At 53.4% G+C, this 25532-nt stretch carries 28 protein-coding genes; 18 read left to right on the top strand and 10 right to left on the bottom strand.

Translation table 11 applies throughout. The features are described from left to right. Window position 1 precedes the first annotated feature (1 nt). Window positions 2-439, bottom strand: coding sequence for a hypothetical protein (locus K7B04_RS04605; protein WP_223803564.1), 438 nt, complete (start codon window positions 437-439; stop codon window positions 2-4). Window positions 440-465: 26 nt separating this feature from the next. On the opposite strand from K7B04_RS04605, the gene K7B04_RS04600 reads away from it, so the two are divergent. From K7B04_RS04600 to K7B04_RS04560, 9 genes are all read left to right on the top strand, one after another. Next, window positions 466-1044: a recombinase family protein gene (locus K7B04_RS04600; protein ID WP_223803563.1), complete on the top strand. Its 579-nt coding sequence runs from the start codon at window positions 466-468 to the stop codon at window positions 1042-1044. A gap of 64 nt (window positions 1045-1108) precedes the next feature. After that, window positions 1109-2299: a phage tail sheath protein gene (locus K7B04_RS04595; RefSeq protein ID WP_223803562.1), complete on the top strand. Its 1191-nt coding sequence runs from the start codon at window positions 1109-1111 to the stop codon at window positions 2297-2299. Between the two features lie 12 nt (window positions 2300-2311). Beyond that, on the top strand, window positions 2312-2830 hold the full coding sequence (locus K7B04_RS04590) for a phage major tail tube protein (RefSeq protein WP_110140885.1): 519 nt from the start codon (window positions 2312-2314) through the stop codon (window positions 2828-2830). A 62-nt stretch (window positions 2831-2892) separates the two neighbouring features. Continuing rightward, complete coding sequence (locus tag K7B04_RS04585) at window positions 2893-3174, top strand: phage tail assembly protein (RefSeq protein ID WP_223803195.1); 282 nt, start codon at window positions 2893-2895, stop codon at window positions 3172-3174. Between the two features lie 32 nt (window positions 3175-3206). Next, window positions 3207-3326 carry a GpE family phage tail protein gene (locus tag K7B04_RS04580; RefSeq protein WP_110140889.1) on the top strand — a complete coding sequence of 40 codons (120 nt, stop codon included), beginning with the start codon at window positions 3207-3209 and terminating at the stop codon, window positions 3324-3326. Next, window positions 3319-5748: a phage tail tape measure protein gene (locus K7B04_RS04575; protein WP_223803561.1), complete on the top strand. Its 2430-nt coding sequence runs from the start codon at window positions 3319-3321 to the stop codon at window positions 5746-5748. The genes K7B04_RS04580 and K7B04_RS04575 overlap by 8 nt, the downstream gene beginning before the upstream one ends. Before the next feature lie 11 nt (window positions 5749-5759). Beyond that, window positions 5760-6224 carry a phage tail protein gene (locus K7B04_RS04570; protein ID WP_110140892.1) on the top strand — a complete coding sequence of 155 codons (465 nt, stop codon included), beginning with the start codon at window positions 5760-5762 and terminating at the stop codon, window positions 6222-6224. Between the two features lie 2 nt (window positions 6225-6226). Further along, window positions 6227-7420, top strand: a complete 1194-nt coding sequence (locus tag K7B04_RS04565; protein WP_223803560.1) for a phage late control D family protein — start codon at window positions 6227-6229, stop codon at window positions 7418-7420. Between the two features lie 61 nt (window positions 7421-7481). Next, entirely contained in the window at window positions 7482-7703 is a 222-nt protein-coding gene (locus K7B04_RS04560; RefSeq protein WP_052746971.1) for a DNA-binding transcriptional regulator, read from the top strand. On the opposite strand, the gene K7B04_RS04555 is transcribed toward K7B04_RS04560, so the two are convergent. After that, window positions 7630-7788 (bottom strand): hypothetical protein, encoded by a 159-nt coding sequence (locus tag K7B04_RS04555; protein WP_223804224.1) that lies wholly within the window; start codon window positions 7786-7788, stop codon window positions 7630-7632. The two genes, K7B04_RS04560 and K7B04_RS04555, sit on opposite strands and share 74 nt — an antisense overlap. Before the next feature lie 325 nt (window positions 7789-8113). Between K7B04_RS04555 and K7B04_RS04550 the strand changes: the two genes are divergently transcribed. From K7B04_RS04550 to pfkA, 4 genes are all read left to right on the top strand, one after another. Further along, window positions 8114-8599 carry an ImmA/IrrE family metallo-endopeptidase gene (locus K7B04_RS04550; RefSeq protein WP_223803559.1) on the top strand — a complete coding sequence of 162 codons (486 nt, stop codon included), beginning with the start codon at window positions 8114-8116 and terminating at the stop codon, window positions 8597-8599. A 68-nt stretch (window positions 8600-8667) separates the two neighbouring features. Next, a complete protein-coding gene (locus tag K7B04_RS04545; RefSeq protein WP_223803558.1) occupies window positions 8668-9414 on the top strand; it encodes a hypothetical protein in 747 nt (248 codons plus the stop codon). Window positions 9415-9622: 208 nt separating this feature from the next. After that, window positions 9623-10516, top strand: coding sequence for a CDF family cation-efflux transporter FieF (fieF, locus tag K7B04_RS04540; protein WP_163447325.1), 894 nt, complete (start codon window positions 9623-9625; stop codon window positions 10514-10516). A gap of 197 nt (window positions 10517-10713) precedes the next feature. Next, window positions 10714-11676, top strand: a complete 963-nt coding sequence (gene pfkA / locus K7B04_RS04535) for a 6-phosphofructokinase (RefSeq protein ID WP_064540394.1) — start codon at window positions 10714-10716, stop codon at window positions 11674-11676. A gap of 82 nt (window positions 11677-11758) precedes the next feature. Here pfkA and rraA read toward each other — a convergent pair whose 3' ends face one another. The 7 genes from rraA to priA form a co-directional block, all read right to left on the bottom strand. Next, the gene (gene rraA / locus K7B04_RS04530; RefSeq protein ID WP_035892355.1) at window positions 11759-12244 is read right to left on the bottom strand and encodes a ribonuclease E activity regulator RraA; all 486 of its coding nucleotides are present in this window, start codon (window positions 12242-12244) and stop codon (window positions 11759-11761) included. 92 nt (window positions 12245-12336) lie between these two features. Continuing rightward, entirely contained in the window at window positions 12337-13263 is a 927-nt protein-coding gene (gene menA, locus K7B04_RS04525) for a 1,4-dihydroxy-2-naphthoate polyprenyltransferase (protein ID WP_065357287.1), read from the bottom strand. Window positions 13264-13332: 69 nt separating this feature from the next. Further along, the gene (gene hslU / locus K7B04_RS04520; protein ID WP_065357286.1) at window positions 13333-14667 is read right to left on the bottom strand and encodes an HslU--HslV peptidase ATPase subunit; all 1335 of its coding nucleotides are present in this window, start codon (window positions 14665-14667) and stop codon (window positions 13333-13335) included. A gap of 9 nt (window positions 14668-14676) precedes the next feature. Then, window positions 14677-15207 (bottom strand): ATP-dependent protease subunit HslV, encoded by a 531-nt coding sequence (hslV, locus tag K7B04_RS04515; protein ID WP_064540381.1) that lies wholly within the window; start codon window positions 15205-15207, stop codon window positions 14677-14679. An 89-nt stretch (window positions 15208-15296) separates the two neighbouring features. Further along, entirely contained in the window at window positions 15297-16268 is a 972-nt protein-coding gene (ftsN, locus tag K7B04_RS04510) for a cell division protein FtsN (protein WP_163447324.1), read from the bottom strand. Between the two features lie 98 nt (window positions 16269-16366). Beyond that, window positions 16367-17389 (bottom strand): DNA-binding transcriptional regulator CytR, encoded by a 1023-nt coding sequence (cytR, locus tag K7B04_RS04505; RefSeq protein ID WP_163447323.1) that lies wholly within the window; start codon window positions 17387-17389, stop codon window positions 16367-16369. Window positions 17390-17539: 150 nt separating this feature from the next. Next, window positions 17540-19735, bottom strand: coding sequence for a primosomal protein N' (priA, locus tag K7B04_RS04500; RefSeq protein WP_163447322.1), 2196 nt, complete (start codon window positions 19733-19735; stop codon window positions 17540-17542). 195 nt (window positions 19736-19930) lie between these two features. On the opposite strand from priA, the gene rpmE reads away from it, so the two are divergent. From rpmE to K7B04_RS04480, 4 genes are all read left to right on the top strand, one after another. Then, window positions 19931-20143, top strand: a complete 213-nt coding sequence (gene rpmE, locus K7B04_RS04495) for a 50S ribosomal protein L31 (protein ID WP_035892364.1) — start codon at window positions 19931-19933, stop codon at window positions 20141-20143. A gap of 427 nt (window positions 20144-20570) precedes the next feature. Next, entirely contained in the window at window positions 20571-21248 is a 678-nt protein-coding gene (locus K7B04_RS04490; protein ID WP_064540370.1) for an oligogalacturonate-specific porin KdgM family protein, read from the top strand. Window positions 21249-21337: 89 nt separating this feature from the next. Beyond that, window positions 21338-22762 (top strand): glycoside-pentoside-hexuronide (GPH):cation symporter, encoded by a 1425-nt coding sequence (locus K7B04_RS04485; protein WP_167577198.1) that lies wholly within the window; start codon window positions 21338-21340, stop codon window positions 22760-22762. Window positions 22763-22843: 81 nt separating this feature from the next. Further along, window positions 22844-23017, top strand: coding sequence for a hypothetical protein (locus K7B04_RS04480; RefSeq protein WP_223803557.1), 174 nt, complete (start codon window positions 22844-22846; stop codon window positions 23015-23017). A 43-nt stretch (window positions 23018-23060) separates the two neighbouring features. Here K7B04_RS04480 and K7B04_RS04475 read toward each other — a convergent pair whose 3' ends face one another. Next, window positions 23061-24056, bottom strand: coding sequence for a LacI family DNA-binding transcriptional regulator (locus K7B04_RS04475; RefSeq protein ID WP_163448639.1), 996 nt, complete (start codon window positions 24054-24056; stop codon window positions 23061-23063). Window positions 24057-24288: 232 nt separating this feature from the next. Between K7B04_RS04475 and K7B04_RS04470 the strand changes: the two genes are divergently transcribed. After that, entirely contained in the window at window positions 24289-25530 is a 1242-nt protein-coding gene (locus K7B04_RS04470; RefSeq protein ID WP_223803556.1) for an MFS transporter, read from the top strand. The last annotated feature ends 2 nt before the right edge of the window (window positions 25531-25532 follow it).

Genomic DNA, 25532 nt, shown 5'->3' with positions numbered 1-25532 from the left:
GTTAAACCCTCCCGATAGCTATCCATGTTCCTGCTGTTGAGCTAGCAATAAAGTTTTTATCGCTAGAACGCCATGCCGCTGAACGAACAGCAAACTGCGACTGGTTCACTTTGTTTGCCCCATATACAGTAAGGAATGAGTAAATTCCCCCTGATGCTGTCCATCCTCCTGATTGCCCCTCGCATACCAGCACCTGATAATCAGAAAGCGCCAGCCCCATAGTGATCAACTGGTAGCCATTGCTGTCTGTAGTGAAGTTGTCACCTTGAATGACGATCCCGCCGGGGAGGTTTACGACAAAAGCTGCATTACCAGATGTTGAATAGGTAAAAAACGACATATCAGGTATCTGTCCGGTTCCTGTTCCCACCTCTCGTTTTGCTGCCTCTTTCAAACCAACGTTTGAGAAAATGCAGTTTTCCCGCCGGGCTGGCATCATTCTGGCTTTTGCATAAGGGAAAACAGATGCAGGTTGGCTATGTGCGCGTATCAACAAATGAGCAAAACACCGCGCTACAGCGTGACGCGCTGGAACGGTCGGGATGTGAGCAAATTTTCGAGGATAAAATCAGCGGGAAATCGACCAACAGGCCGGGGCTCAATCGCGCCCTGAAGCGACTTCAGGCCGGTGATACGCTGGTTGTCTGGAAGCTCGACCGGCTCGGTCGTAGCATGCGGCATCTTGTCTCGATGACCGAAGAGCTTCGACAGCGCGGCGTCAATTTCCGCAGCCTGACCGACAGTATCGATACATCGACCCCGATGGGGCGCTTTTTCTTCCACATCATGGGCGCGCTTGCGGAAATGGAACGCGAGCTGATTGTCGAGCGCACCCGCGCCGGGCTCGATGCAGCTCGCGCACAGGGAAGAGTCGGAGGTCGTCGGCCAAAGCTGACCCCTGACGAGTGGGCTCAGGCCGGGCGGCTTATTGCCGCCGGTGAATCCCGTCAGCGTGTCGCGCTGATTTTTGATGTGGGCCTATCGACGCTGTATAAAAAATTTCCGGCGACTCATTCCGTTGTGTCATCCACCGCCGAACCCTGACAAATAGCCGCATACAGGCGTAAACCAGACAATATCACTCACCCCAACTAACGGAGTTAAACGGATGAGTGATTATCATCACGGCGTCGAAGTCGTCGAAATTAACGACGGTACACGCACAATCTCGACGGTATCAACGGCGGTTGTCGGCATAGTCTGCACGGCCAGTGATGCTGACGCCGATATGTTCCCGCTCAATGAGCCGGTGCTGATTACCAGCCCACAAAACGCCATCGCAAAAGCCGGTACCAAAGGCACCCTGGCAAAATCACTACAACTTATCGCTAACCAGTCAAAACCGGTCATCGTGGCTGTGCGTGTCGCAGAAGGCACTGGCGACGATGAGGCAACCGCTCAGGCGCAAACCATTTCTAACATCATCGGTACCACGGATGAGAACGGCAAATACACCGGGCTGAAAGCGCTGTTAACGGCGAAAGCGGTCACCGGCGTGAAACCTCGTATTCTCGGTGTGCCGGGGCTCGAGACTCAGGAGGTTACAACCGCGCTTGTCTCTGTGGCTCAGAAGCTGCGCGCTTTTGCATATGCCAACGTATGGGGCTGTAAAACGGTTTCCGAGGCGATCGCCTACCGCGAAAACCTCAGTGGCCGTGAGTTGATGCCAATCTGGCCTGACTTCCTCGGATGGGATACCACGAAGAACGCGACCGACATTAGCTTTGCGAGCGCCGTTGCGCTGGGGCTTCGGGCCAAAATTGACAATGACACCGGCTGGCATAAAACCCTGTCAAACGTCGCGGTCAATGAGGTAACCGGCATCAGCGCATCAGTCTTCTGGGATTTGCAGGAAAAAGGCACCGATGCTGACCTGCTGAACGAAGCCGGTATCACGACGCTGATTCGTGAAGATGGTTTCCGCTTCTGGGGTAACCGTACTTGCTCCGATGATCCGCTCTTCCAGTTTGAGAACTACACCCGCACCGCGCAGGTCATCGCCGATACGATGGCTGAGGGTCATATGTGGGCGGTGGATAAGCCGATCACCGCGACCCTGATTCGCGACATTATCGACGGTATCAACGCGAAATTCCGCGAGCTGAAAAACGGCGGTTACATCATCGATGCTAAATGCTGGTTTGACCCCGAGGCTAACAGCAAAGAAACACTGAAAGCCGGTCAACTACTTATCGATTACGACTACACGCCTGTTCCACCGCTCGAACGTCTGACGTTACGCCAGCGCATCACCGACAAATATCTGGCGAATCTGGTCTCGTCAGTGAACAGCAAATAAGGAGCCTGACCCATGGCATTACCGCGCAAGCTCAAACTCATGAATCTGTTTATCGACGGGGTGAGTTATCTCGGCGTCGTGCAGTCCGTCACGCTGCCGAAATTAACCCGCAAGCTCGAGAATTATCGCGGCGGCGGGATGAATGGCTCGGCACCAGTCGACCTCGGCCTCGATGACGATGCACTGTCGGCTGAGTTTTCCCTCGGTGGCTTCCCTGATGACGCCATCTGGTCGCTATACGCTGCCACCGGCACAGCCTCTGTACCGCTGCGTTTTGCCGGGTCTTACCAGCGCGACGACACCGGCGAGACCGTGCCGGTTGAGGTTGTTCTCCGTGGCCGTCAGAAAGAAATCGACCTCGGCGAAGCCAAACAGGGAGAAGACACCGAGTCGAAAATCTCGCTCGCATGTACCTATTTCAAGCTGACGATGAACGGCTCGGAACTGGTCGAAATCGACACGGTGAACCTCATCGAAAAAGTGAACGGTACCGACATGCTCGAAGCTCATCGACAAAATATCGGTCTGTAATTTCTGCCCCGGTCAGCACGGCTGGCCGGGAATCCTGAAACCTGAATTTAAAGAGAAATATCATGGAAAAAACTAACGAAAACATCGTCAAACTGATTAAAACAATTACCCGCGGCGAGCAGGTGATCACCGACGTCACCCTGTTAAAACCGACCGCCGGAACCCTGCGCGGTGTCAGCCTGGCATCTGTCGCAAACTCCGACGTCGATGCGCTGATTAAAGTGCTGCCGCGCATGACTATGCCGTCACTGACCGAACAGGAAGTCGCCGCGCTGGAGCTGCCCGACATGCTGTCATTTGCCGCTAAGGTGGTCGGTTTTTTGTCACCGAATTCGGCGGCTTAACCTTCCCGAAAAAACTCTCGGTCGATGACCTGATGGCTGACATAGCGGTAATTTTCCACTGGTCGCCATCAGACCTGTATCCCATGAGCCTGACCGAGCTCATCAACTGGCGTGAAAAAGCGCTACAGCGAAGCGGAAACACGAATGAGTAATAACCTCAAACTCGAAGTGCTGCTGAAAGCTGTCGACCAGGCGACCCGACCCTTTAAAGCGATCCAGACGGCGAGCAAATCGCTGTCTGGTGATATCCGCACGACTCAGCAATCCCTGCGTGATTTGAATGGTCAGGCATCGAAAATCGACGGTTTTCGGAAAGCCAGCGCACAACTGGCGGTAACCGGCCAGTCACTGGAAAAGGCAAAGCAGGAAGCCGCCGCGCTGGCCGTCCAGTTTAAAAACACCGAAAATCCGACCCGCGCACAAGCTCGGGCGCTCGAGCTCGCGAAGAAAAGCGCGGCTGACCTTCAGCTCAAATATAACGGTCTCCGGTTGTCCGTACAGCGTCAGCGTCAGGAGCTCAGTCAGGCCGGGATTAATACCCGCAAACTGTCGAGCGATGAGCAACGCCTGAAAACCACCATCAGTGAAACAACCGTACAGCTTAACCGCCAGCGTGAAGCACTGGCGCGCGTCAGTACACAACAGGCGAAACTGAGTGCAGTTAAATCGCGCTATGAGTCCGGGCAAAAACTCGCCGCCGGTGCGCGCAATGCAGGGATGGCCGGTGCGGGTGTTGCAATGGCCGGGCTGTATGCTGAATCGCGTTTTATCGCGCCGGGCATCGGTTTTGATAAACAGATGTCAGGTACTCAGGCGATTCTCGGTCTTGAAAAAGGGGATGCAAAGCTCGCGGCGATTCGCCAGCAAGCGCGCGATATCGGCGCAACGACCGCCTTTTCACCCGGTGATGTTGCCCGTACACAAACCACGCTGGCGCGCTCAGGTTACAAGGCCGATGACGTGCTGGCCGCGACGGGCTCAACGGTCAATCTGAGTCTTGCCGCCGGTGTCGATATTGCTGAAGCTGCCGACATTATCACGAATATGCAATCGGCCTTTAATCTGCCGACGACCGAGATTCAGCGTGTCGCGGATGTAATGACCAAAGGCTTTACGTCATCCAATACCGGGTTGGTTGAGCTGGGCGAAGCGATGAAGTATGTCGCGCCGATCGCCGAGGCCGCAGGGGCGAGCATTGAGAGCACGACCTCGATGCTCGGTGTGCTGGCCGATAACGGTATCAAAGGCTCGATGGCCGGTACGGGGGCGAGTGCCATTTTTAACCGTCTTCAGGCACCGATGGGTAAAGCCGTCGACGCGATTGCTGAATTAGGTGTTAACACCCGCGACAGCAAAGGCAACATGTTACCGGTCGAGGGCATCCTCAAAGACATTCACACCTCTTTTGCTAAAAACAAACTCGGGACGGCTGAACAGGGCGAATACCTCAAGGTTATTTTTGGTGAAGAGGCGATGAAAGGCGCTATCAAGCTGGTTGCCGCCGCCGGTGATGGCTCGCTCGATAACAAACGCCGCGAGATTCAGAACTCCGCAGGGACGACTGAGCTCATCGCAAAAATCCAGACCGACAACCTCGACGGGGATTTAAAAAACCTTCAGTCAGCGTGGGAAGACCTGCAAATCGAGGTATTCGAGAAACAGGATTCAGCACTTCGCAAGCTGACAAATACCGCAACCGACTGGATTAGTACCGTTGCAGCATGGACAAAAGCGAATCCTGAACTGACGAAAACGCTGTTCACCGTCGTGACTGCCGCGCTGTCGATTATTGGCGTGCTGGGCGGTATCGGTCTGATTGCGTGGCCGGTCATCGCCGGGATTAATGCCATTATCGCCGCCGCGAGTCTGCTGGGTACCGTCTTTACCGTGGCCGGTAGCGCTATTGTGACGGCACTCGGTGCAATCACGTTGCCGGTTGTGGCCGTTGCGGCGGCGGTGGTCGCTGGCGCGCTGCTCATTCGCAAATACTGGGAGCCTGTCAGCGCCTTTTTCGGCGGTGTCATCGAGGGGCTGATGAGTGCCTTTGCGCCGGTCGGGGAAATGTTCGCGCCACTGGCGCCCATCTTTGACGGTCTCGGCGAAAAACTTCGCGGTGTCTGGCAGTGGTTTAAAGACCTGATAGCGCCGGTGAAAGCGACTCAGGACACGCTCAACAGTTGCCGTAATGTTGGGGTTATGTTCGGTCAGGCGCTGGCCGATGCGCTGCTGATGCCGCTTAACGCCTTTAACAAGCTGCGAGGCGGGATTGATTGGGTGCTCGAAAAACTCGGCATTATCAACAAAGAATCCAGCTCGCTTGACCAGACCGCAGCGAAAGCCAGTGCGGCGACGCAGAACGGCTACAGCCCGGCCATCAGCTCATACAACAGCTATCAGCCGGTCACGGCACCCGCCGGTAAAACCTACATCGACCAGAGTCGGCCAACCTATCAAATCAACGTGCCGGGCAATGGTATGCCGGGCGGTCGGTTGGGTAACGATTTGCAGGATGCATTAGAAAAATATGAGCGTGATAAACGCGCTAAAGCGCGCGCAAGCATGATGCACGATTAAGGAGACTGATTATGATGCTGGCACTCGGTATGTTTGTTTTTATGCGTCAGACGCTGCCCTATCAGAGCATGCAGCGCAGCGCGGATTATCGCTGGGCGTCTAACTCTCGCGTAGGGAAGCGTGACGCTTTTCAGTACCTCGGCGAGGGAGAAGACAACATCACCCTGAGCGGTGATTTATATCCTGCCCTGACCGGCGGTAAGGTCTCGATGCTGGCGCTGTATACGATGGCCGAGCAGGGGCGAGCGTGGCCGCTTATTTCGGGGGATGGCCGGATTTATGGGATGTTTAAAATCGGCAATGTCTCGGAGACCGGCACGGTATTTTTTGAGGATGGGTCGCCACGAAAAATCAGCTTTACCCTGTCACTGACCCGTGTCGATGAGTCGCTCGCGGCGGTGTATGGCGATATCGGCAAACAGGCCGAGAGTCTGGTCGGGAAAGCTGGCGATCTGCTGTCGATGGTGGGGGCATAATCATGCTGGATATTATCACCGGCGCGGGTGCCACACTGACGCCCGACTTTATGCTGACACTGGAAAGCAAAGATATCACCGGCAATATCAGCGATCGGCTGATTAACCTCTCGATGACGGACAACCGGGGATTTGAGGCCGACCAGCTCGATATTGAGCTCGACGATAGTGACGGACTGGTCGTGTTGCCGATTCGCGGCGCGGTGCTGTCGCTGTATCTCGGGTGGAAAGGTTTCTCGCTGGTCGGTAAGGGACGGTTTACCGTCGATGAGGTGGAGCACCGGGGCGCACCTGATACGGTGACCATCCGCGCCCGGAGTGCGGATTTTCGCGGCACGCTCAATTCCCGCCGTGAAGAGTCCTGGCACGATACCACGCTCGGCGCTATCGTTCACACGATAGCAGAACGGAATAAACTCACGGCCAGCGTCGCCGAATCACTCGCGGGGATCCAGATTCCGCATATTGACCAGTCGCAGGAATCCGACGCCGTTTTCCTGACGCGTCTCGCGGAACGTAACGGCGGCGCGGTGTCGGTGAAAGCCGGTAAATTGCTGATCCTCAAAGCGGGGAGTGGCACCACGGCCAGCGGAAAGCCCATCCCTCAAATCACGATCCAGCGCAGTGACGGCGACCGGCATCAGTTTGCCATTGCTGACCGGGGGGCTTACACCGGCGTGACCGCTAAATGGTTGCATACCAAAGACCCGAAACCGGCGAAGCAAAAGCAAGCGGTGAAGCTGAAGAGAAAACCCAAAGAGCAGCACCTCAGGGCGTTACAGCACCCGAAATCAAAACCGGTGAGCAGTAAAACCACGGCCAAAAAGCAGAAAGAGCAGGAAGCCCGCGAGGGTGAATACATGGCCGGTGAGGCTGACAACGTTTTCGCGCTGACGACCATTTACGCCACGAAGGCGCAAGCGATGCGCGCGGCTCAGGCGAAGTGGGATAAATTGCAGCGGGGCGTTGCTGAGTTCTCGATTATGCTGGCGACTGGCCGAGAAGATATTTACCCCGAAATGCCGGTCAGGGTATCGGGCTTTAAGCGCGTCATAGATGACCAGCCGTGGATAATCAGTAAGGTGACCCATAACCTCGGCGGGAATGGCTTCACGACGGCTGTAGAGCTCGAGGTGATGCTTTCTGATGTAGAGTATGAAACGGATGGTGATGCGTCAGAAAGTAATGATAACTGATTGTTTTATAAGAGTTAATTGGTTAAAATTAGGTCATTGAATCCAGCCGGTGAGGTGAAAAATGTTTCATTGTCCGTTATGCCATACAGCCGCCCATGCGCGCACAAGTCGTTACTTTACTGATACCACCAAAGAGCGTTATCACCAGTGCACAAATATTAATTGTAGCTGCACGTTTGTGACGACTGAAACGGTCGAGCGATACATAGTCAAGCCGGGTGAAGTGGTGCCGGCGTTACCTCATCCGATGCAAAACGGCCAGCAATCAATACCGTGGATGTAGGAAAAGAAAGCCCCGCAAATGCGGGGCTTTTTGTTTCGATGTGGACGATATGTGGACATAAAATGAGACAAATCTTTTTTTTCATTAGGTTATCCTATAACGCACAGCAGTATAAATAATCATGGTCGTTTAACATTCTGTAAGGCTTGCTTTTTTTTCTTGTGCCTATATATTGATATTAGGGCGGTTTAGTGGTATAAGCTGCCCGCCGTGGAAGATTTCTATAATTATAGAAATATATATTTATATAATATCCTTACAATTCATGTGGTTAACTTAAAGTCAAGTTTTAAGACATTTTCTTTGATTTAACCCGGTTACTACAGGGTAAATTTGTAGTAAATTTTGCGTCATGGAACGGATTTTCTTTGACCCAAATCAAATTTATGCCGACAAGGGAGACTTGAACGATGGATTTTAACGCAGTTAAAGCTGTGCTTAATTCCCATTGGGATGGCCGCTTGCCAGTGCGACCAGACCTGATAGCACATAGAATGGGAATTCAAGTGACTCCGCTCGTCCCTGATGGAACTAACTCCAATCAGTGTGGATTTGCCGAGATCACGCGCGATGGTCGATATGTGATTTCTTACAACAATTATGACCCTCATAGCAGAATCCGTTTTACTCTTGCTCATGAGCTTGGTCATCATGTTCTAGGCCATACCCGAGATGGTCGAAAATTGAGAGAATACACAAACCCGGCCCAAAACGATGGTAACTATCATGAGGAAAGGGACGCGAATCGTTTTGCCGCAGAGCTGCTTATGCCCGAAGAGGCGGTAGCAAACATGGTTAATAGAGAGAAAATTTATTCAGTGCCTGCACTTGCAAGTCATTTTGACGTTTCGGAAGAAGCGATGTACTGGCGTATGAAAAACCTAGGTTATCTATAAGTCCTTATAGAAACTGATTCATTTTCACTCTAGACTAAAGCCACCTTTTTGATTTGGTGGCTTTTTTTATGTCTGAACATAATACCAATACCTCTGAAAACACAGCAAACGTATCTGATGCGGATCCTGAACAACGGGATACGGGTTCCCCTGAGAGTAGTACACCTGAAAGTGAGAGGAATGAAGACCAGGGCGCCCCTCAATTTGGTGAACCTTTAGGTCCCCGTGACCCTTCTTTTCCTCTAGCCAATTTACCTGAGAGCACGGAAACCGTGCGACTAAGAGCTGAGAATCATGAAGACCGCAGAAAAATGCGGCGTTGGTTGTTTGCTTTCATCGTTGGTGCAAGCGCTCTTTTTTTACTACTTGGTGCGTTAATGTCTGTATGCATCACGATTAACATGCTTAACACTAAGCATGAAGTTAAGGATGCAATGCTTAAAGTAGTAAACGAATCCTCACCTGAAAAGGTAAGTGAGTTTGTGTTTAAAGCCCGACCGGCTCCCCCTGAAAGCCTTTACCATGCTAGAGAAACGGCTAAAGAACTTAACTCCCAAGCTGCTGAGCAGAGAAGAAGTTTGATTGAGAAGTTTCTTGAAACTACTAACTGGCTTTCACTAAGCCCGATGATAACTCTAATAGCGTTTATTCTGGGGGTTGGCCTTACTCTCGCAATAGCTTTAATGAAAGCACTGTTTAGGGAAGAGGAGGTTGAAGAGCGCAGTAATACTCTGAGCCAAATAGCCACACCTATTAGTAAGTTATTTGAGTATCTTATTGAATTTCTTCAAAATAAATTCAGGCCGGGGAAATAAGCCCGCTATGCGGGCTTTTAGAACGATGTGGACGAAATGTGGACATTATATGAAACAAATCCTTTTGTTTCATGCGGTTATGGTGAAAAATAAATCACCATCCCTGTCTTCCCCCTCATGATGAGGGGGTTTTTTTTGCCCTAAATTCGACACGGTGCGCTGCATAAACATTCCGCTATACTACGCAGATCTGAAGTCAGGAGTGTTTATGAATCAATCTTATGGCCAGTTGGTCAGCCGCGCGGCAATTGCGGCAACGGTAATGGCCTCGCTGTTGCTGATCATTAAAATTTTTGCATGGTGGTTTACCGGTTCGGTCAGTATTCTGGCGGCGCTGGTGGACTCACTGGTGGATATTGCTGCCTCGCTGACCAACCTATTGGTAGTGCGTTACTCGCTGCAACCGGCTGATGAAGAGCACACATTTGGTCATGGGAAAGCGGAATCGCTGGCGGCGCTGGCGCAAAGTATGTTTATCTCCGGTTCCGCACTGTTCCTGTTTTTGACCGGTATTGAGCATCTGGTTCGCCCTACGCCGATGAGCCAGCCGGGCATTGGCGTGGCGGTAACGGTCATTGCCTTAATCAGCACTCTGGTTCTGGTGACGTTTCAGCGCTGGGTGGTGCGAAAAACCCAAAGCCAGGCCGTTCGGGCGGATATGCTTCATTATCAGTCTGATGTTATGATGAACAGCGCAATTCTTGTTGCACTCGGTCTCTCCTGGTACGGTTGGCATCGTGCCGATGCGCTGTTTGCATTAGGAATTGGCATCTATATTCTATATAGCGCGTTACGTATGGGGTACGAAGCGGTTCAGTCGCTACTGGATCGCGCGCTGCCCGATGAAGAACGCCAGGAAATTATCGACATCGTGACCGCCTGGCCGGGCGTAAGCGGTGCTCACGATCTCCGTACGCGGCAGTCAGGGCCGACCCGCTTTATTCAGATCCATCTGGAAATGGAAGATAACCTGCCGCTGGTTCAGGCGCATCACGTTGCCGACCAGGTGGAGCAGGCGATTTTGCATCGCTTTCCCGGTTCCGACGTGATTATTCACCAGGATCCATGCTCTGTTGTCCCGCAAGGCAATAGCGGCATTTGAACTTTCGCAGTGGTTGTACAAAGTGTGAGCTAAATCGGCATTATTTGTATAAATAACCGCCGCTTAGCCTGACCTGAATCAATTCAGCAAGAAGCGCTTGATATACTATCTCTACATAGAGTCGTTCTCTCCCCCAACAGTGGGAGCGCTTCGGGCAGAAGAATTAATTTTTAGCATTCCTAAGTTCAGAGGTAGTCATGATTAAGAAAATCGGTGTGTTGACAAGTGGCGGTGATGCGCCAGGCATGAACGCCGCGATTCGCGGCGTGGTGCGCGCGGCGTTGACGGAAGGCCTGGAAGTGATGGGCATTTACGACGGTTATCTGGGCCTGTATGAAGACCGCATGGTCCCGCTTGACCGTTACAGCGTGTCCGACATGATCAACCGTGGCGGTACCTTCCTGGGCTCCGCGCGCTTCCCGGAATTCCGCGACGAAAACGTTCGCAACGTGGCTATCGAAAACCTGAAAAAACGCGGCATTGATGCGCTGGTGGTTATCGGCGGCGACGGTTCCTACATGGGTGCTATGCGTCTGACCGAAATGGGCTTCCCGTGCATCGGTCTGCCGGGCACCATCGACAACGATATCAAAGGCACTGACTACACCATCGGCTTCTTCACCGCGCTGAGCACCGTGGTAGAAGCGATTGACCGTCTGCGTGACACCTCTTCTTCTCACCAGCGTATCTCCGTTGTTGAAGTGATGGGCCGCTACTGCGGTGACCTGACGCTGGCGGCAGCTATTGCAGGCGGCTGTGAGTTTATCGTGGTGCCGGAAATCGAATTCAAACGTGACGACCTGGTGGCGGAAATCAAAGCGGGCATCGCAAAAGGTAAGAAACACGCGATCGTCGCGATTACCGAACACATGTGTGATGTTGACGAACTGGCGCACTTTATCGAAGCAGAAACGGGACGTGAAACCCGTGCGACCGTTCTGGGTCACATCCAGCGTGGCGGCTCCCCGGTGCCTTATGACCGTATCCTGGCATCCCGTATGGGCGCGTATGCCATTGAACTGCTGCAGCAGGGCTTCGGTGGCCGTTGCGTCGGTATTCAGAACGAAAAACTGGTTCACCATGACATCATCGACGCGATCGAAAACATGAAGCGTCCGTTCAAAGGTGACTGGCTGGAATGCGCTAAGCAGCTGTACTGATTCACGTTTGCCCGGAAACGGGCAGATTTGAGCGAAAAAAAAGCCTTCTCAATGAGAAGGCTTTTTTACAGGTTCAGGGCGCTTATTCAATATCCAGCGCATCTTCCGACAGAATGATGCCGGTGTTATCGGCATACAGATGGTCGCCGGAGAAGAAGGTGACACCACCGAAATTAACGCGTACGTCGCTTTCGCCGATGCCTTCGCCCGCCGCGCCGACCGGAATCGCCGCGATAGCCTGGATGCCGATATCCAGCTCTTCTAAATCATCGACCTGACGCACCGCGCCGTACACCACAATCCCTTCCCACTCGTTCTGAGTGGCCAGACGGGCGAGGTCGGCGTCGATCAGCGCGCGGCGGACAGAACCACCGCCGTCGACCAGCAGAATGCGACCACGACCGTTCTGTTCGAGCAGATCGTACAGCAACCCGTTATCCTCGAAACATTTCACGGTGATGATTTGCCCACCGAACGACAGCCGCCCGCCAAAGTTAGAGAACAGGGGTTCTACTACGTTGACATCTTCCTGGTAGATGTCGCAAAGCTCGGAAGTATCGTATTTCATAGGATTAACGCTCAGTTGCTGCGAGTGATTTTAGTATATCGCGCTCTACGCATTGTTGGCAAAATCATCAATTGTTAATTGATATTTGTCAGTTAAGCGAACGTCTTGCTGAGCACAATTCCAATGACGAACAGTAGGTTAGTCAACAGCGCCCCTTTGACCGTCCGTTCCAGCATGGGCGGCATTGCCTGCGGCGAGCGTTCACGCATCACGTAGCGAGCCTGTTTCACCAGTAGCGGAGCGCTGAGGATAAACAGCCAGCCCCACGGGCTATGCAGGGAAATCAGGTTGAACAGCGCCAGGCACACCAATGTGCCCATCAGCAGGCAAACGTGATAGCGACGGGCGTTGACGGGCCCTAAACGCACTGCCAGCGTGTTTTTGCCGTTGTCGCGGTCGCTGTCGATATCGCGCAGGTTGTTGATATTCAGCACCGCGGTGGCCAGCAGGCCGCAGGCGGTGGCTGGCAGAATAATCGCGCTGCTCAAACTGTGCGTCTGTAAGTACCAGCTACCGATAACGCTCAACCAGCCGAAGAAGATGAGCACGGAAATATCGCCGAGGCCAATATAGCCATACGGGCGCGTGCCGACGGTATAGGTGATGGCGGCGATAATCGCCAACAGCCCCAGCACCAGGAAACCGATAAAATCACCGGTCGTCTGGGATGCTGTGAACAGCAGGGCCAGACCGGAGACGCAAATCAGCCCGACGGTGATAATCAGCGCGCGCTTCATCTGCTGCTGAGTAATCACCCCTTTTTGCATCCCGCGCAGCGGCCCGATGCGGTCCGGCTTGTCGCTGCCTTTCACCGCGTCGCCGTAGTCGTTAGCGAGATTAGAGAGAATTTGCAGCAGGCTGGCGGTAATCAGCGACAGCACGGCGACGCCCGCGTCAAAGTGGCCCTGCCACCAGGCGAGGGTGGTGCCGACGATAATCGCCGCGCAGGCCAGAGGTAGCGTTTTGGGGCGCAGACTTTCCAGCCAGGCCTGAGTGCGGCTTACAGGTGTATTTGTCATTAGTAATCAGCCAATAAAAATGGGGCCTTTCAGCCCCATCAATTAAAGATGAACATGCAGTGAACGCGATTATAGGATAAAACGGCTCAGATCTTCATCTGCGACTAATGCATCCAGATGTTTACTCACGTATTCCGCATCAATTGTTATGCTCTGGCCATTGAGATCGCTGGCGTCGTAGGAGATATCTTCCATCAGGCGCTCAAGAACGGTATGCAGACGACGCGCACCGATGTTTTCGGTGGTTTCGTTAACCTGCCATGCCGCTTCGGCAATACGCTTGATACCCGACTCGGTGAACTCAATGTTCACGCCTTCGGTGGCCATCAGCGCTTTGTACTGCACGGTGACAGAGGCGTTTGGCTCGGTCAGAATGCGCTCGAAGTCCTGAGTGGTCAGGGCTTTCAGCTCAACGCGGATTGGCAGACGACCCTGCAGCTCCGGAATCAGGTCTGACGGGCTAGCCACCTGGAACGCGCCGGAAGCGATAAACAGAATGTGGTCGGTTTTCACCATCCCGTGCTTGGTGGAGACGGTGCAGCCTTCAACCAGCGGCAGCAGGTCGCGCTGAACGCCTTCACGGGAAACGTCCGGGCCGGAGGAGTTGCCGCCGCGCTTACAGATTTTGTCGATCTCGTCGATAAACACGATGCCGTGCTGCTCAACCGCGTCGATCGCGTCCTGTTTCAGCTCTTCCGGGTTGACCAGTTTCGCCGCTTCTTCTTCAATCAACAGCTTCATCGCGTCTTTGATTTTCAGCTTTCGCGGTTTCTGCTTCTGGCCGCCCAGGTTCTGGAACATGGACTGCAGCTGGCTGGTCATCTCTTCCATGCCTGGAGGCGCCATGATTTCTACGCCCATCGGTGCCGCGGCGAGATCGATTTCAATCTCTTTATCGTCCAGCTGGCCTTCGCGCAGCTTCTTGCGGAACGCCTGGCGCGCCGCGGACGGTTCAGACTGCTGTTCAGCCTGGCCCCAGTTGTTTTTGGCCGGCGGGATCAGCACGTCGAGAATACGTTCTTCCGCCATCTCTTCCGCGCGGTAGCGGTTTTTCTCAATCGACTGTACGCGCACCATCTTGATCGCCGAATCGGTCAGATCGCGGATGATGGAGTCAACCTCTTTGCCCACATAGCCCACTTCGGTGAACTTGGTGGCTTCAACTTTGATGAACGGCGCGTTGGCGAGCTTGGCCAGACGACGGGCGATTTCGGTTTTACCGACGCCGGTTGGGCCGATCATCAGAATGTTTTTCGGCGTGACTTCGTGACGCAGCTCTTCGTCGAGCTGCATACGACGCCAGCGGTTACGTAAGGCAATCGCGACGGAACGCTTCGCTGCGTCCTGGCCGATAATGTGTTTGTCCAGTTCGCTGACAATTTCGCGTGGGGTCATTTCAGACATGGGAGATCCTTACGCCTTAGACGGTAATTCTTCAATGGTGTGGTTGTGGTTGGTATAGATGCAGATATCACCTGCAATATCCAACGCTTTCACCGCGATATCACGCGCGTTCATGTCGGTATTTTCCAACAGCGCACGGGCCGCGGCCTGGGCGTATGGGCCGCCAGAGCCGATGGCAATCAGGTCGTTTTCTGGCTGAATGACGTCGCCGTTACCGGTGATGATCAGCGAGGCGGTTTCATCAGCCACGGCCAGCAGCGCTTCGAGTTTGCGCAGCATGCGGTCGGTACGCCAGTCTTTCGCCAGTTCCACGGCGGCTTTCACCAGGTGGCCCTGGTGCATTTCCAGTTTACGTTCAAACAGTTCGAACAGCGTGAAGGCATCCGCAGTACCGCCCGCAAAACCGGCGATCACTTTGTCGTTGTACAGACGGCGAACTTTTTTCACGTTGCCTTTCATGACGGTATTGCCCAGCGTGGCCTGACCATCCCCGGCAATGACGACGTTGCCGTTACGGCGAACACTTACTATTGTTGTCACGAGCAGACCCCTTTACCAATACGGATAGAGTAGCCCCGTACCGCGTACGGGGCAGAATGTAAGTATAGATGGGGGAGTTTTTGGGGGTTTCAACCCCCTGAAGCGAGCCTGATGCAGTTTCCGTGACCCGCCATCTTCAGACGGGCGATGGTGCTGTCGGCGTTATCCTTACCCTTCACCGGGCCGATGACCACGCGGTTCCAGCCGTTGTTGGTGGTGATCTTCGAGTCGAAGCCTTCAAACGCCAGCTGAGCGCGGACCGTTTCCGCCTGTTCGGCACCTTTGAAGGAACCACACTGGACCATCCAGCGGCGTTCATCTTTTTTCTCGCTCGCCTTCGGCGGCGTCGTTTCATGCGTTACCGGTGCAGCGGCCTGGGTTTTTGGCTGTGAAGCCGTGTGGGCCGGTGTTTGCAGCAGATCCTGATACGGCGAGTTCGACGCAACGGCTTTCGGCTGCTGCTGAGTCTGCGTTTGACGTGGCTGCTGTGCCGGCTGCGTGGTACGGGTTTGCGGCGCCTGCACCGGCTGCGTTTGCGTCCACTGCTGCTGCTGTGATTGCTGCTGCGCTTGCTGGGCAAGACGCTGGCGTTGCAGCGTTTGCTGGCGCTGTGCTGGCGTCTGCTCGTTCCACGGCACTTCGGTCAGCTGCGTGGGCTGCTGGCGCATATCCGCCTGCATTTGTGCCAGCAGCTGGCGTTGTTCGTCGGTCAGCTGATTCGGATTGATGACTTCCCCGCCCGCGGACGGTTCCGTTGGCGCACGCACGCCCGGCTGGCGGCTTTCCAGCTCTTTGATGTAGCGCCAGCGTTCTTCCGGCTTCGGCGGCAGACCGTTACCGGTTATCTGGCGGCTTTGCAGGGATTCGGCGTCTTCTTTTTTATGATGCGTGATGAAGTACAAACCGCCGATAAAAGCGACCACTACCGCAGCAGCAATTGCCACCATGGCAGGAGAGACTGCCGGAAAGTTACTCTGCTTTTTCCGTGTATTCCGTGAAGCGCTGTTCTTGCGCCGCGAAGGTGCCTGCTGGCCGCGGCGTACATAGTCTCGTTGTGCCACTATCGTTTCGCTGTCTTTTTCCGTTAGTTAGCCCGACATGTTACTTAAGCGACGGGGCTTTGACCAGACAAGCAAGTCTTAAAGCGCCCGGCTTTACATCAAATTTTGCTTGTACTGCCGCGAACGATCAGTTCGCAGTCGAGTAGACGGGAACCACTATCAACAAACTGCCCGCTTAGCTGGTTTAGCAGCAGCAGCATGGCTTCACGGCCAATATCAAAACGCGGTTGAGAGACAGTGGTTAACGGTGGGTCGCAGAATTCGGCCAGCGAAATGTTATCGAAGCCGATAATGGACAGATCCTCCGGCACTTTCAGACCCTGGCGTTTGGCCCAGGAGAGCGCGCCCAGCGCCATAATATCGCTGTGACAGAATACGGCGGTTGGCGGTTTCGGCAGCGCCAGTAGCTGTTCCAGCGCGCTGGCACCCGCTTCGTAGGTGAAGTTGCCGCGGGCAATGTAGTGAGGGTCAACGGTAATTCCGCTGCGGCGCAGCGCCTGAACGTATCCCTGCAGGCGATAGTGGCACAGCGGCATCTCTTCCGGCCCGGCGATACAGCCGATACGCTGATGGCCCAGCTCGTGAAGATAGTTAACGGCGTCGAAGGCGGCAGTGAGGTTGTCGATGTGGACCGTTGGCAGGCCCAGCTCCGGCGCGAATTCGTTCGCCATCACCATTGGTGGCAGGTTGCGCTGTTCTTCAATGCTGGCGTCGAACGGCAGACGGGAGCCGAGCAGTAGCATGCCGTCAATCTGTTTGGTGATGATTAAATCGATGAAGGTTTTTTCCTGCTGATTCTGATGCGCGCAGTCGCCAATCAGCACCAGATAGCCTTGCGCCGCCGCTGTCACCTCGATCCCGCGGATCACTTCGCTAAAGAAGGGATCACAGATATCCGGGACAATCACCAGGATGGTGCGCGACTCATTGCGCTTCATATTACGGCCCTGCATTTGCGGAAGATACCCGACCTCCAGCGCCGCCTGCTCCACGCGATTACGCGTTGCCTGCGAAACCTTCTCAGGGTTCATCAATGCACGGGATACGGTTGCCGTAGAGACGTTAGCCTGGAGGGCAACGTCTTTCATGGTTGCGGCAACAACCGGTTTTTTAGCCTTCACCTGATTCTCTCCTCACTGACTGGCGCAGGCACGTCCTTTGTGGCCTGACATCTGACACACTTTTATCAGATAGTTAGGGGGATCTGTTACAGAATTTTCATCAAAAGTGTGATGATTGTTTGATTTCACGATCCCGCTCGCAACTCTGAATTAACCTTCTATCGGGTCAACGTCGAGAACCCACTTCACTTTGCGGGATTCCGGGAGGGTGTTGATGAGCGCCAGCGTGCCGGTGACGATGTGTTGCAGACGCACGCGTGAGGGGTGTTGCAGGAGGATCTGCCAGCGATAGCGGCCGCCACGTTTGGGCGCCAGCGCAGGAACCGGGCCGAGCACCCACAGCTTATCGTCCGCCAGCGGGCTGGCCTGTATCAGGTTACGTAACTGCTGCAGGAACACCGGCGCCTGCTGATTGTTATGATCTTCCGCGCGAATCAGGACATGGCTGGTGTATGGCGGCAGCTGCATCGTCTGGCGTTCGGCCAGCGCCTGTTCGGCGAAGGCGTTGTAGCCTTTATAGAGCAGCGTTTGCAGTAGCGGGTGGTCAGGGTGGTGAGTTTGCAGCACCACTTCGCCCTGTTTGCCCGCGCGTCCGGCGCGGCCAGAGACCTGGGTATACAGCTGGGCGAAGCGTTCCGCCGACCGGAAATCGGCGGAGAACAGCGCGCCATCGACGTCCAGTAGCGCAACCAGCGTGACGTCAGGGAAATGGTGCCCCTTTGCCAGCATCTGAGTGCCAATCAAAATACGCGCGCCGCCGCGGTGCACTTCAGCAAGATGTTGCTCAAGCGCCCCTTTACGGCTGGTGGTGTCGCGGTCGATACGCGACAACGGGACGCCGGGGAACATCGGCGCCAGTACCTGTTCCAGTTGCTCGGTTCCCAGCCCGACCGGAACCAGGTGCGTTGAGCCGCAGGATGGGCACTGGCGCGGGATAGGACGCTGGCTGTCGCAATGGTGGCAACGCAAATGGTGCTGTGACTGGTGTAGCGTGTAGTAGCTGTCGCAGCGCGGGCATTCGGCAATCCAGCCGCAATCATGGCACAGTAACGTTGGCGCAAAACCACGGCGGTTGAGGAACAAAATCACCTGATTATCGGCCTGCAAATGTTGGCGCATGCGGTTGATCAGGGCGGGGGAGAGTCCGGCCTGCAACTGCTGGCCTTTGAGGTCGAGAACGTGCTGAGTCGCTGGGCGCGCGTTGCCCGCGCGGCGAGTTAAGCGCAGTAGACGGTATTTATGCTGGCGGACGTTAAGCAAGGTCTCCAGCGCCGGCGTTGCCGAGCCGAGGATAATGGGAATTTGCTCGCTGTGGGCGCGCCATACGGCGAGGTCGCGGGCATGATAGCGCCAGCCTTCCTGCTGCTTGTACGAGCTATCGTGCTCCTCATCAATGACGATCACGCCGAGATTTTTGAATGGCGTAAAGAGAGAAGAACGGGTGCCGATGACAATCGCCGCCTCGCCGCTTTTCGCCTTCAGCCAGGCGGCCAGCCGCTCGCTGTCGTTGAGCGCCGAGTGCAGGACTTCCACCGGGGCGTTAAACCGCTCGCGAAAGCGGGCGATGGTCTGCGGCGTCAGGCCGATTTCCGGCACCATGACCAGCGCCTGCTTGCCTTTGGCCAGCACGTTTTCCAGTACGCTGAGATACACCTCTGTTTTACCCGAGCCGGTGACGCCTTCCAGCAGCCACGCGGAAAATTCGTCGGAGGCGCTGTGAATAGCGCCAACCGCGGTGGCCTGCTCGGTATTCAAACGTAGGCGTTCGCCGGGGACGGAATAAGCGGAGCGCCAGTCGATAATTTCCGGTGCCAGGCTGCCCAGCTCACACAGCCCTTTGGTGCGCAGCGCCTGCATCGCGCTTTCATTAAATTCCAGCTCTGCCACCTGGTGACGCCAGATTTTTCCCTGACGCAGGGCCGCCAGCGCCTGTTGCTGTTTTGGGGAGCGCTTCAGGCTATTAATATCCACCGCCTGTCCCTGCTCGGTGGCAAACCAGAACCACTGCGGCGCGGCACTGGCCGGTTTTCCCTGGCGTAGCATAATAGGCAGGGCGTGGAACAGAACGTCGCCAATCGGATGATGGTAGTACTCCGCGGCCCACAGCAGCAGACGCCACACCGAGGTTGAGAAAACCGATTCGTCGTCCAGCACGTCGATCACCGCTTTGAGCTCATCGCGCGGCAGTTCGCTGCTTTCGTTGACCGACACCACAATCCCCACGCGCTCTTGTTTACCAAACGGCACGCGCACGCGGCAGCCCGCTTTGGCGCTGAGGTTGTCAGGCAGCAGGTAGTCGAACGTGCGGGGCAGTGGAACAGGCAGGGCAACGTGAGCAACGGGCATGTTTTCTTCCTGACTTGAAATCTGGCGAGACAGTATACACATTGTAGGGGTGCGGATCAGTTTGCATCTGCTGGTCAAATTCTGTATGATTCGCCGCCTTTGGTGCATTTTGGCATCAGGAAACATACTATCAACATCGCGTGGTGTCTGGCGTTAGGGCTGGAAGAGCGACGCGGCCTTAACCGAGGTTTTCCCATGAAAAAAGATATTCACCCGAAATACGAAGAAATTACTGCAACCTGTTCTTGCGGTAACGTCATGCAGATCCGCTCTACCGTCGGTCACGACCTGAACCTGGACGTGTGCGGTAAATGCCACCCGTTCTATACTGGCAAGCAGCGTGATGTTGCTACCGGTGGCCGTGTTGACCGCTTCAACAAGCGTTTCAGCATCCCAGGCAGCAAGTAAGTTGCCAGGCAGAAAAAAGCGCCTCAGGGCGCTTTTTTTGTGTCCAAAAATCCCCTCCATCCTCTACGAAATTATGTGTCAGGCGATTTTAATTTTCATTCTGAATATATATTTTAAAATAGTAATAAAAATGAATATTGATTCTTGTATGCATTCTTATGCTTACTTTACTCAATGTATATAAAATCCAGTCTATATATTTTAATTGTTTTTTTATTTATCCTGGTAATGGTTTTTATTGGTGATCTGCATCTCATTTACCTTTAGTTTTTTGCCATTTATTAATCTTTGATGGCAGTAATGAAAAGGTGTTTCTATACATTGCAAAATAGAATTTCAGGGTGACAAAAATACTACTAAACATCCTTTTCTTTGTTTAAAAACAGAGCTAATTGGACATCTTGCTGATATTTTAAGAGTGATTGCAATGAAGAAATACGCATTTTTACTGCTCCCTTTGTTATCCTGTGCGGCGCATGCAGGGTACGTGGACTATCGTCATGAGTACTATGATGATGGCCGGAATTACGACCGTGTCTATATGTCGAATCGTTTTGCAACCGGATTTGGCGTCGCGGTAGAAGCGGTGTCACGTTCGGATGACAAAGAGTCCAATCATGCGCTGAACAATATGGAATCTAACAGCGCAGAGTATACGGCTAGCTACCAGTTTGAATGGCAAGGATTTATTTGGCAACCGGGCATTGCCGTTGAGACGGGCGACGATATGGCAATCTATAAGCCTTATATTCGCGTACAGTACAACATCAATGATAACTGGTGGACGGCTTTTCGCTACCGTACCGAGTACGCCCGTCGTAACGGCGATGGGCGCGATGACCGCACCGTCTACCGTCCAGAAGCTTGGCTCGGCTATAACATCGATAACTGGATGTTTGAGCTGAACGGCATTTATAAGGTGGCGGATAGCGAAGATCTCTACAATAACGGCAAAGAGGATTATGAATATAACTTCCGCGTCGCTTATAACATTAACTCCTGGATTCCATTTATTGAAGTTGGCAATGTCTCATCCGGATATAATACCTCCACGACTGACGATCGCCAGACTCGCTACCGTATTGGTTTAGGTTATAACTTCTAATCATTAATATTCTCCAGTTTCGTTTATTGCGGTAAGTATCAGAATATACGTATAGCTTGTGTGAATAATGTGTCTAAGGAATTGACATCATGTCTAATGATGGAACCCGGGTTGGAAGCAATCAAAATATTGCCGTCAGACCTTTCGGATTCAGAGATAAAATCGGTTATTTATGTGGCGACCTGGGAACCTGTTTCATCCTCGGGTTAGTCAATAGTTTCTTAATGATTTATTACACCAACGTCATCGGCGTTTCCGGCGTGATTGTCGGGTCACTCTATTTTGTGACCAAGCTTTTTGATGCGTTTGTGGATGTTGGCGTTGGGCGTTTATGTGATACCTCAAAACTGACCGCTCATGGGCGTTTTAACCCTTGGGTACGTCGCATGAAGTATCCGTTCTGCATTATTGCCGTGGTTCTGTTCCTGCCGTTTGTGCATGATTTTTCCTATACGGCAAAAATTATCTATATCTGCTGCTCCTATTTTGTTTACGGTTCTTTGTTATCGACCGTGAGTATTCCTTATGGCGCCATGTCTGCGGCGATTAGTTCTAACCCGGAAGACCGGGTATCGCTGTCAACTTACCGCAGCGTTGGTTCGGCGATTGGCGGCGGGGCCACCGGTTTTTTCATTCCGATCCTGATGTACACCACGCTGGTGGACGGCAGTCAGGTGATTTCCGGGCAACACTTTTTCTGGATTGCCATCGGTTGTGCAGTGCTGGGTTTTATCTTTTTAAGCCTGACCTGTCACTTAACGACGGAACGCGTACGGGTGGAAAGAAAAGAGAGCATGCCCGTTTCTGTACTGCTGAAGGGCTTGGCACGTAATAAGGCGCTGATTGTTTTAGTCGTTGTGGATCTGCTTATTGTGATTAATCAGGGCCTTTCCGGCACCAACATGACTTACCTGTTTAATGACTATTTCCACAATAAAGAGGCGATGTCCATCGCGCTGCTGTTTACCTTTGGTTCGCTGGTTTTGTTAGCGCCATCGGCATCGTGGCTCACCAGACGGTTCGGTAAAAAAGAGGCCAGTGTCGGTGCGCTGCTTTTTGCGGTCGTCATGTATGTGCTGATGTACTTCATCCACATTACGGACGCGAAAATTTATCTGATTTTCCTGTTCCTGGCGACGTTGGGCGCGGGCTTGTTCAACCTGATGATTTGGGCGTTTATGACCGACGTATGCGACTATCACCAGTATGTAACCGGCGATCGCGAAGATGGCACTGTGTATGGTGTGAACTTCTTTGCCCGTAAGATTGGCCAGGCATGCGCCGGGGCGATTGGCGGGTTTATGCTGGCGATTATTGGCTATCAGTCTTCATCGACGGGCGGCGCCGTGCAAACCAGCATCGTGCAGGAAAATATCTACACAATGGCGAACCTTCTGCCAGCTTTATGCTTGTTCCTGGCGGCAGTCATTTTGATTTATTTCTATCCGCTTAACCGTAAAGAAACGCTGAAAATGGAAGAGACATTGAACAAATTCAATGGGATAAGTAAGTAATCTGCGTATGTGAAACGAAAGGCGAGGGAGCAATCTCTCGCCTTTCGTTTATCTGAAGTCAGTCAAACAAGATTTTTTGTGATGAGTGTCACAAAAATATTGCGCGGCCAGCCGGATAAGCTTATTATTTGCCCATCAAAAGACCACAAAATTACTATGGGTAAAGGTGTGACTATGCTGACTGCAATCAAAAACGTTTTTGTTTCCTACCTGATCTCAATGTCTGAGCTGCATCCTGAAGTGACTCGCTTCTAATTCGCTGAAAAAATTTCAAAAAAACCGCCTGACGGCGGTTTTTTTATATCGATTCTCCGGGTAACCACGGGCTGGCGACGCGGACTGTCTCGCGATGTTTGTCGCCATTGATGATATGCAGCGCGCTGAGTCGGCCAATCTCGTAGTGCGGTAACTGCACCGTCGACAGCGACGGCAGGAACAGATCGCCAATGCCCACCATATTGTCGTAACCCAATACCGCGACGTCCTGCGGGATCTTCAACCCTTGCGCCAGCAGCGTCTGGTAAACCATAAACGCGATGCGATCGTTACCGCAAATTACCGAATCAAACTGGGGTTTACCCTGCTTGATATGCGCCAGTACTCTGGACGGCATATCGCGGTAGTGCGCATCGCCGTACTCCATGTAGTAATGCGTCAGCGTATCAGGGTTAATACCCGCTTCGCGGCAGGCGCGCTCCAGCCCCTGTCGGCGGCGTACGGTAGCCAGATGATTTTCCGGCAGATGCAGGCACAGCGGGCGGGTATACCCTGCCGCCAGCAGCCCCTTCACCGCTTCATATTGCCCTTGTTCATCGTCCGGAATAAAGCTGGCGACCGGATCGTTCAGGCTTTCACAGTTTGCCAGCACGCACGGCAGAGTGAGCAGCTTGGCGGGAACGGGCACCTGACGCAGGCCCATGGTGGTGTAAATAATGCCGCCGGGACGGTGTGAGAGTAACAGGTCGACAATCGCCTCCGGGCTATCGTCAGAAAACATATTCACCACGAAACTGTTCCAGCCGTGCGCGCGCGCGGTCTCTTCAATCGACAGCGTGATCTCGACCGAGAAGGGCGTGGTGACCGTATCCAATGCCAGTACGCCGATAGTTTTCGGCGTATCGTGCGCGCCACGAATACGTTTAGCGGAGAGATCGGGGACATAGTTCGTTTGGGCAATAGCGGATTGTACGCGAGCCAGCGTTTCCGGCTTGAGCCGCTCCGGGCTGTTCAGGGCGCGGGAAACCGTCATCAGGGAGACGTTCGCCAGCTTCGCTACATCTTTTAAAGATGCCATATTTCAGACTCCACGATTGCAACAGAACCACTAACTTACTGATGTAAAAGGATAGCGCGTTATTCTAGCGTACTCTACTTCCCCGTTATGGCAGGAAATAGTTGATCATGATCTTATTTTTATAATGTTAACGTTAACTTTTGTGATTAACATCGGATATCGCAGCAAAATGACATGAGAATCGCTTTTTGTTAACGTTACCATTGTGGCGTTAACCCACGATGAGATTGCTATGATGAAAGAACATCACTCCAGCAGTTACTTGTTACTTAGCGCCTTGCTGTTTTTCTTTTTTGTCACCTGGTCCTCTTCAGGTTCGCTGCTCTCTATCTGGCTGCACCAGGAGGTGGGGCTACAGCCTGGCGATACGGGTATTATTTTCTCCGTTCTGTCGGTTTCCGCGCTGTTTGCGCAGATCTGCTACGGTTTTATTCAGGACAAGTTAGGCCTTCGCAAACACCTACTCTGGTATATCACCGTACTGCTCATTCTCTCCGGCCCGGCATATTTGCTCTTTGGCTACCTTCTGAAAATCAACATCTTGATTGGCAGCCTTTTTGGCGGCCTCTACATTGGGCTGACCTTTAACGGCGGGATCGGCGTACTGGAGTCTTACACTGAGCGCGTGGCGCGCCAGACGCATTTCGAGTTTGGCAAAGCGCGGATGTGGGGATCGCTGGGATGGGCCGTCGCCACCTTCTTTGCCGGATTGCTATTTAACGTCAACCCGCAGCTTAACTTTGCCGTGGCAAGCTGCTCGGGGCTGGTTTTTTTCTTACTGCTGGCTCGTCTATCAGTACCGGGTGATACACAGACGCTTTCAACAGAGGGCGAAAAGAGCAACGTTAAGCTGGAGGATGCGCTGCGTCTCCTGTCTTTACCTCGCTTCTGGGCACTGGTGTTTTTTGTTGTCGGCACCTGTATCTACAGCGTCTACGATCAGCAGTTCCCGGTCTACTTCTCCTCACAGTTCCCGACGCTGCAGGAAGGGAATGCGATGTATGGCTATCTGAACTCGTTCCAGGTCTTCCTTGAAGCGGCAGGGATGTTCTGCGCGCCGTGGCTGGTTAATCGCATTGGCGCGAAAAACGGGCTGATTTTTGCAGGGATGATCATGGCCTTGCGCATGGTGTCTTCCGGGCTGGTTGAGGGGCCGTTGCTGATCTCCATCACCAAGTTGCTGCACGGCGTTGAGCTGCCGGTACTGCTGGTCTCCATCTTCAAATACAACAGCGCCAACTTTGATAAGCGCCTCTCCTCAACGCTGTACCTGGTCGGGTTTGCTTGCACCAGCTCGGTTATCGCCACCGTACTGTCACCGCTTGCGGGCTATAGCTATGAAAAATATGGCTTTGCCGAATCCTACCTGTTTATGGGAGCGCTGGTGTTCTGCACCACCTTCATTTCCATCTTCCTATTACGCGCCAGCAAGCCGGCTTCCGATCCGCTGCTGACACAATCTTCTACTGTCTGAAC

The organism is Kluyvera sp. CRP (assembly GCF_019930565.1).
Taxonomy (GTDB): domain Bacteria; phylum Pseudomonadota; class Gammaproteobacteria; order Enterobacterales; family Enterobacteriaceae; genus Kluyvera; species Kluyvera georgiana_A.
The sequence above is the reverse complement of the archived record's forward strand: the minus strand, read 5'-3'. Positions and strand labels throughout refer to the sequence as shown.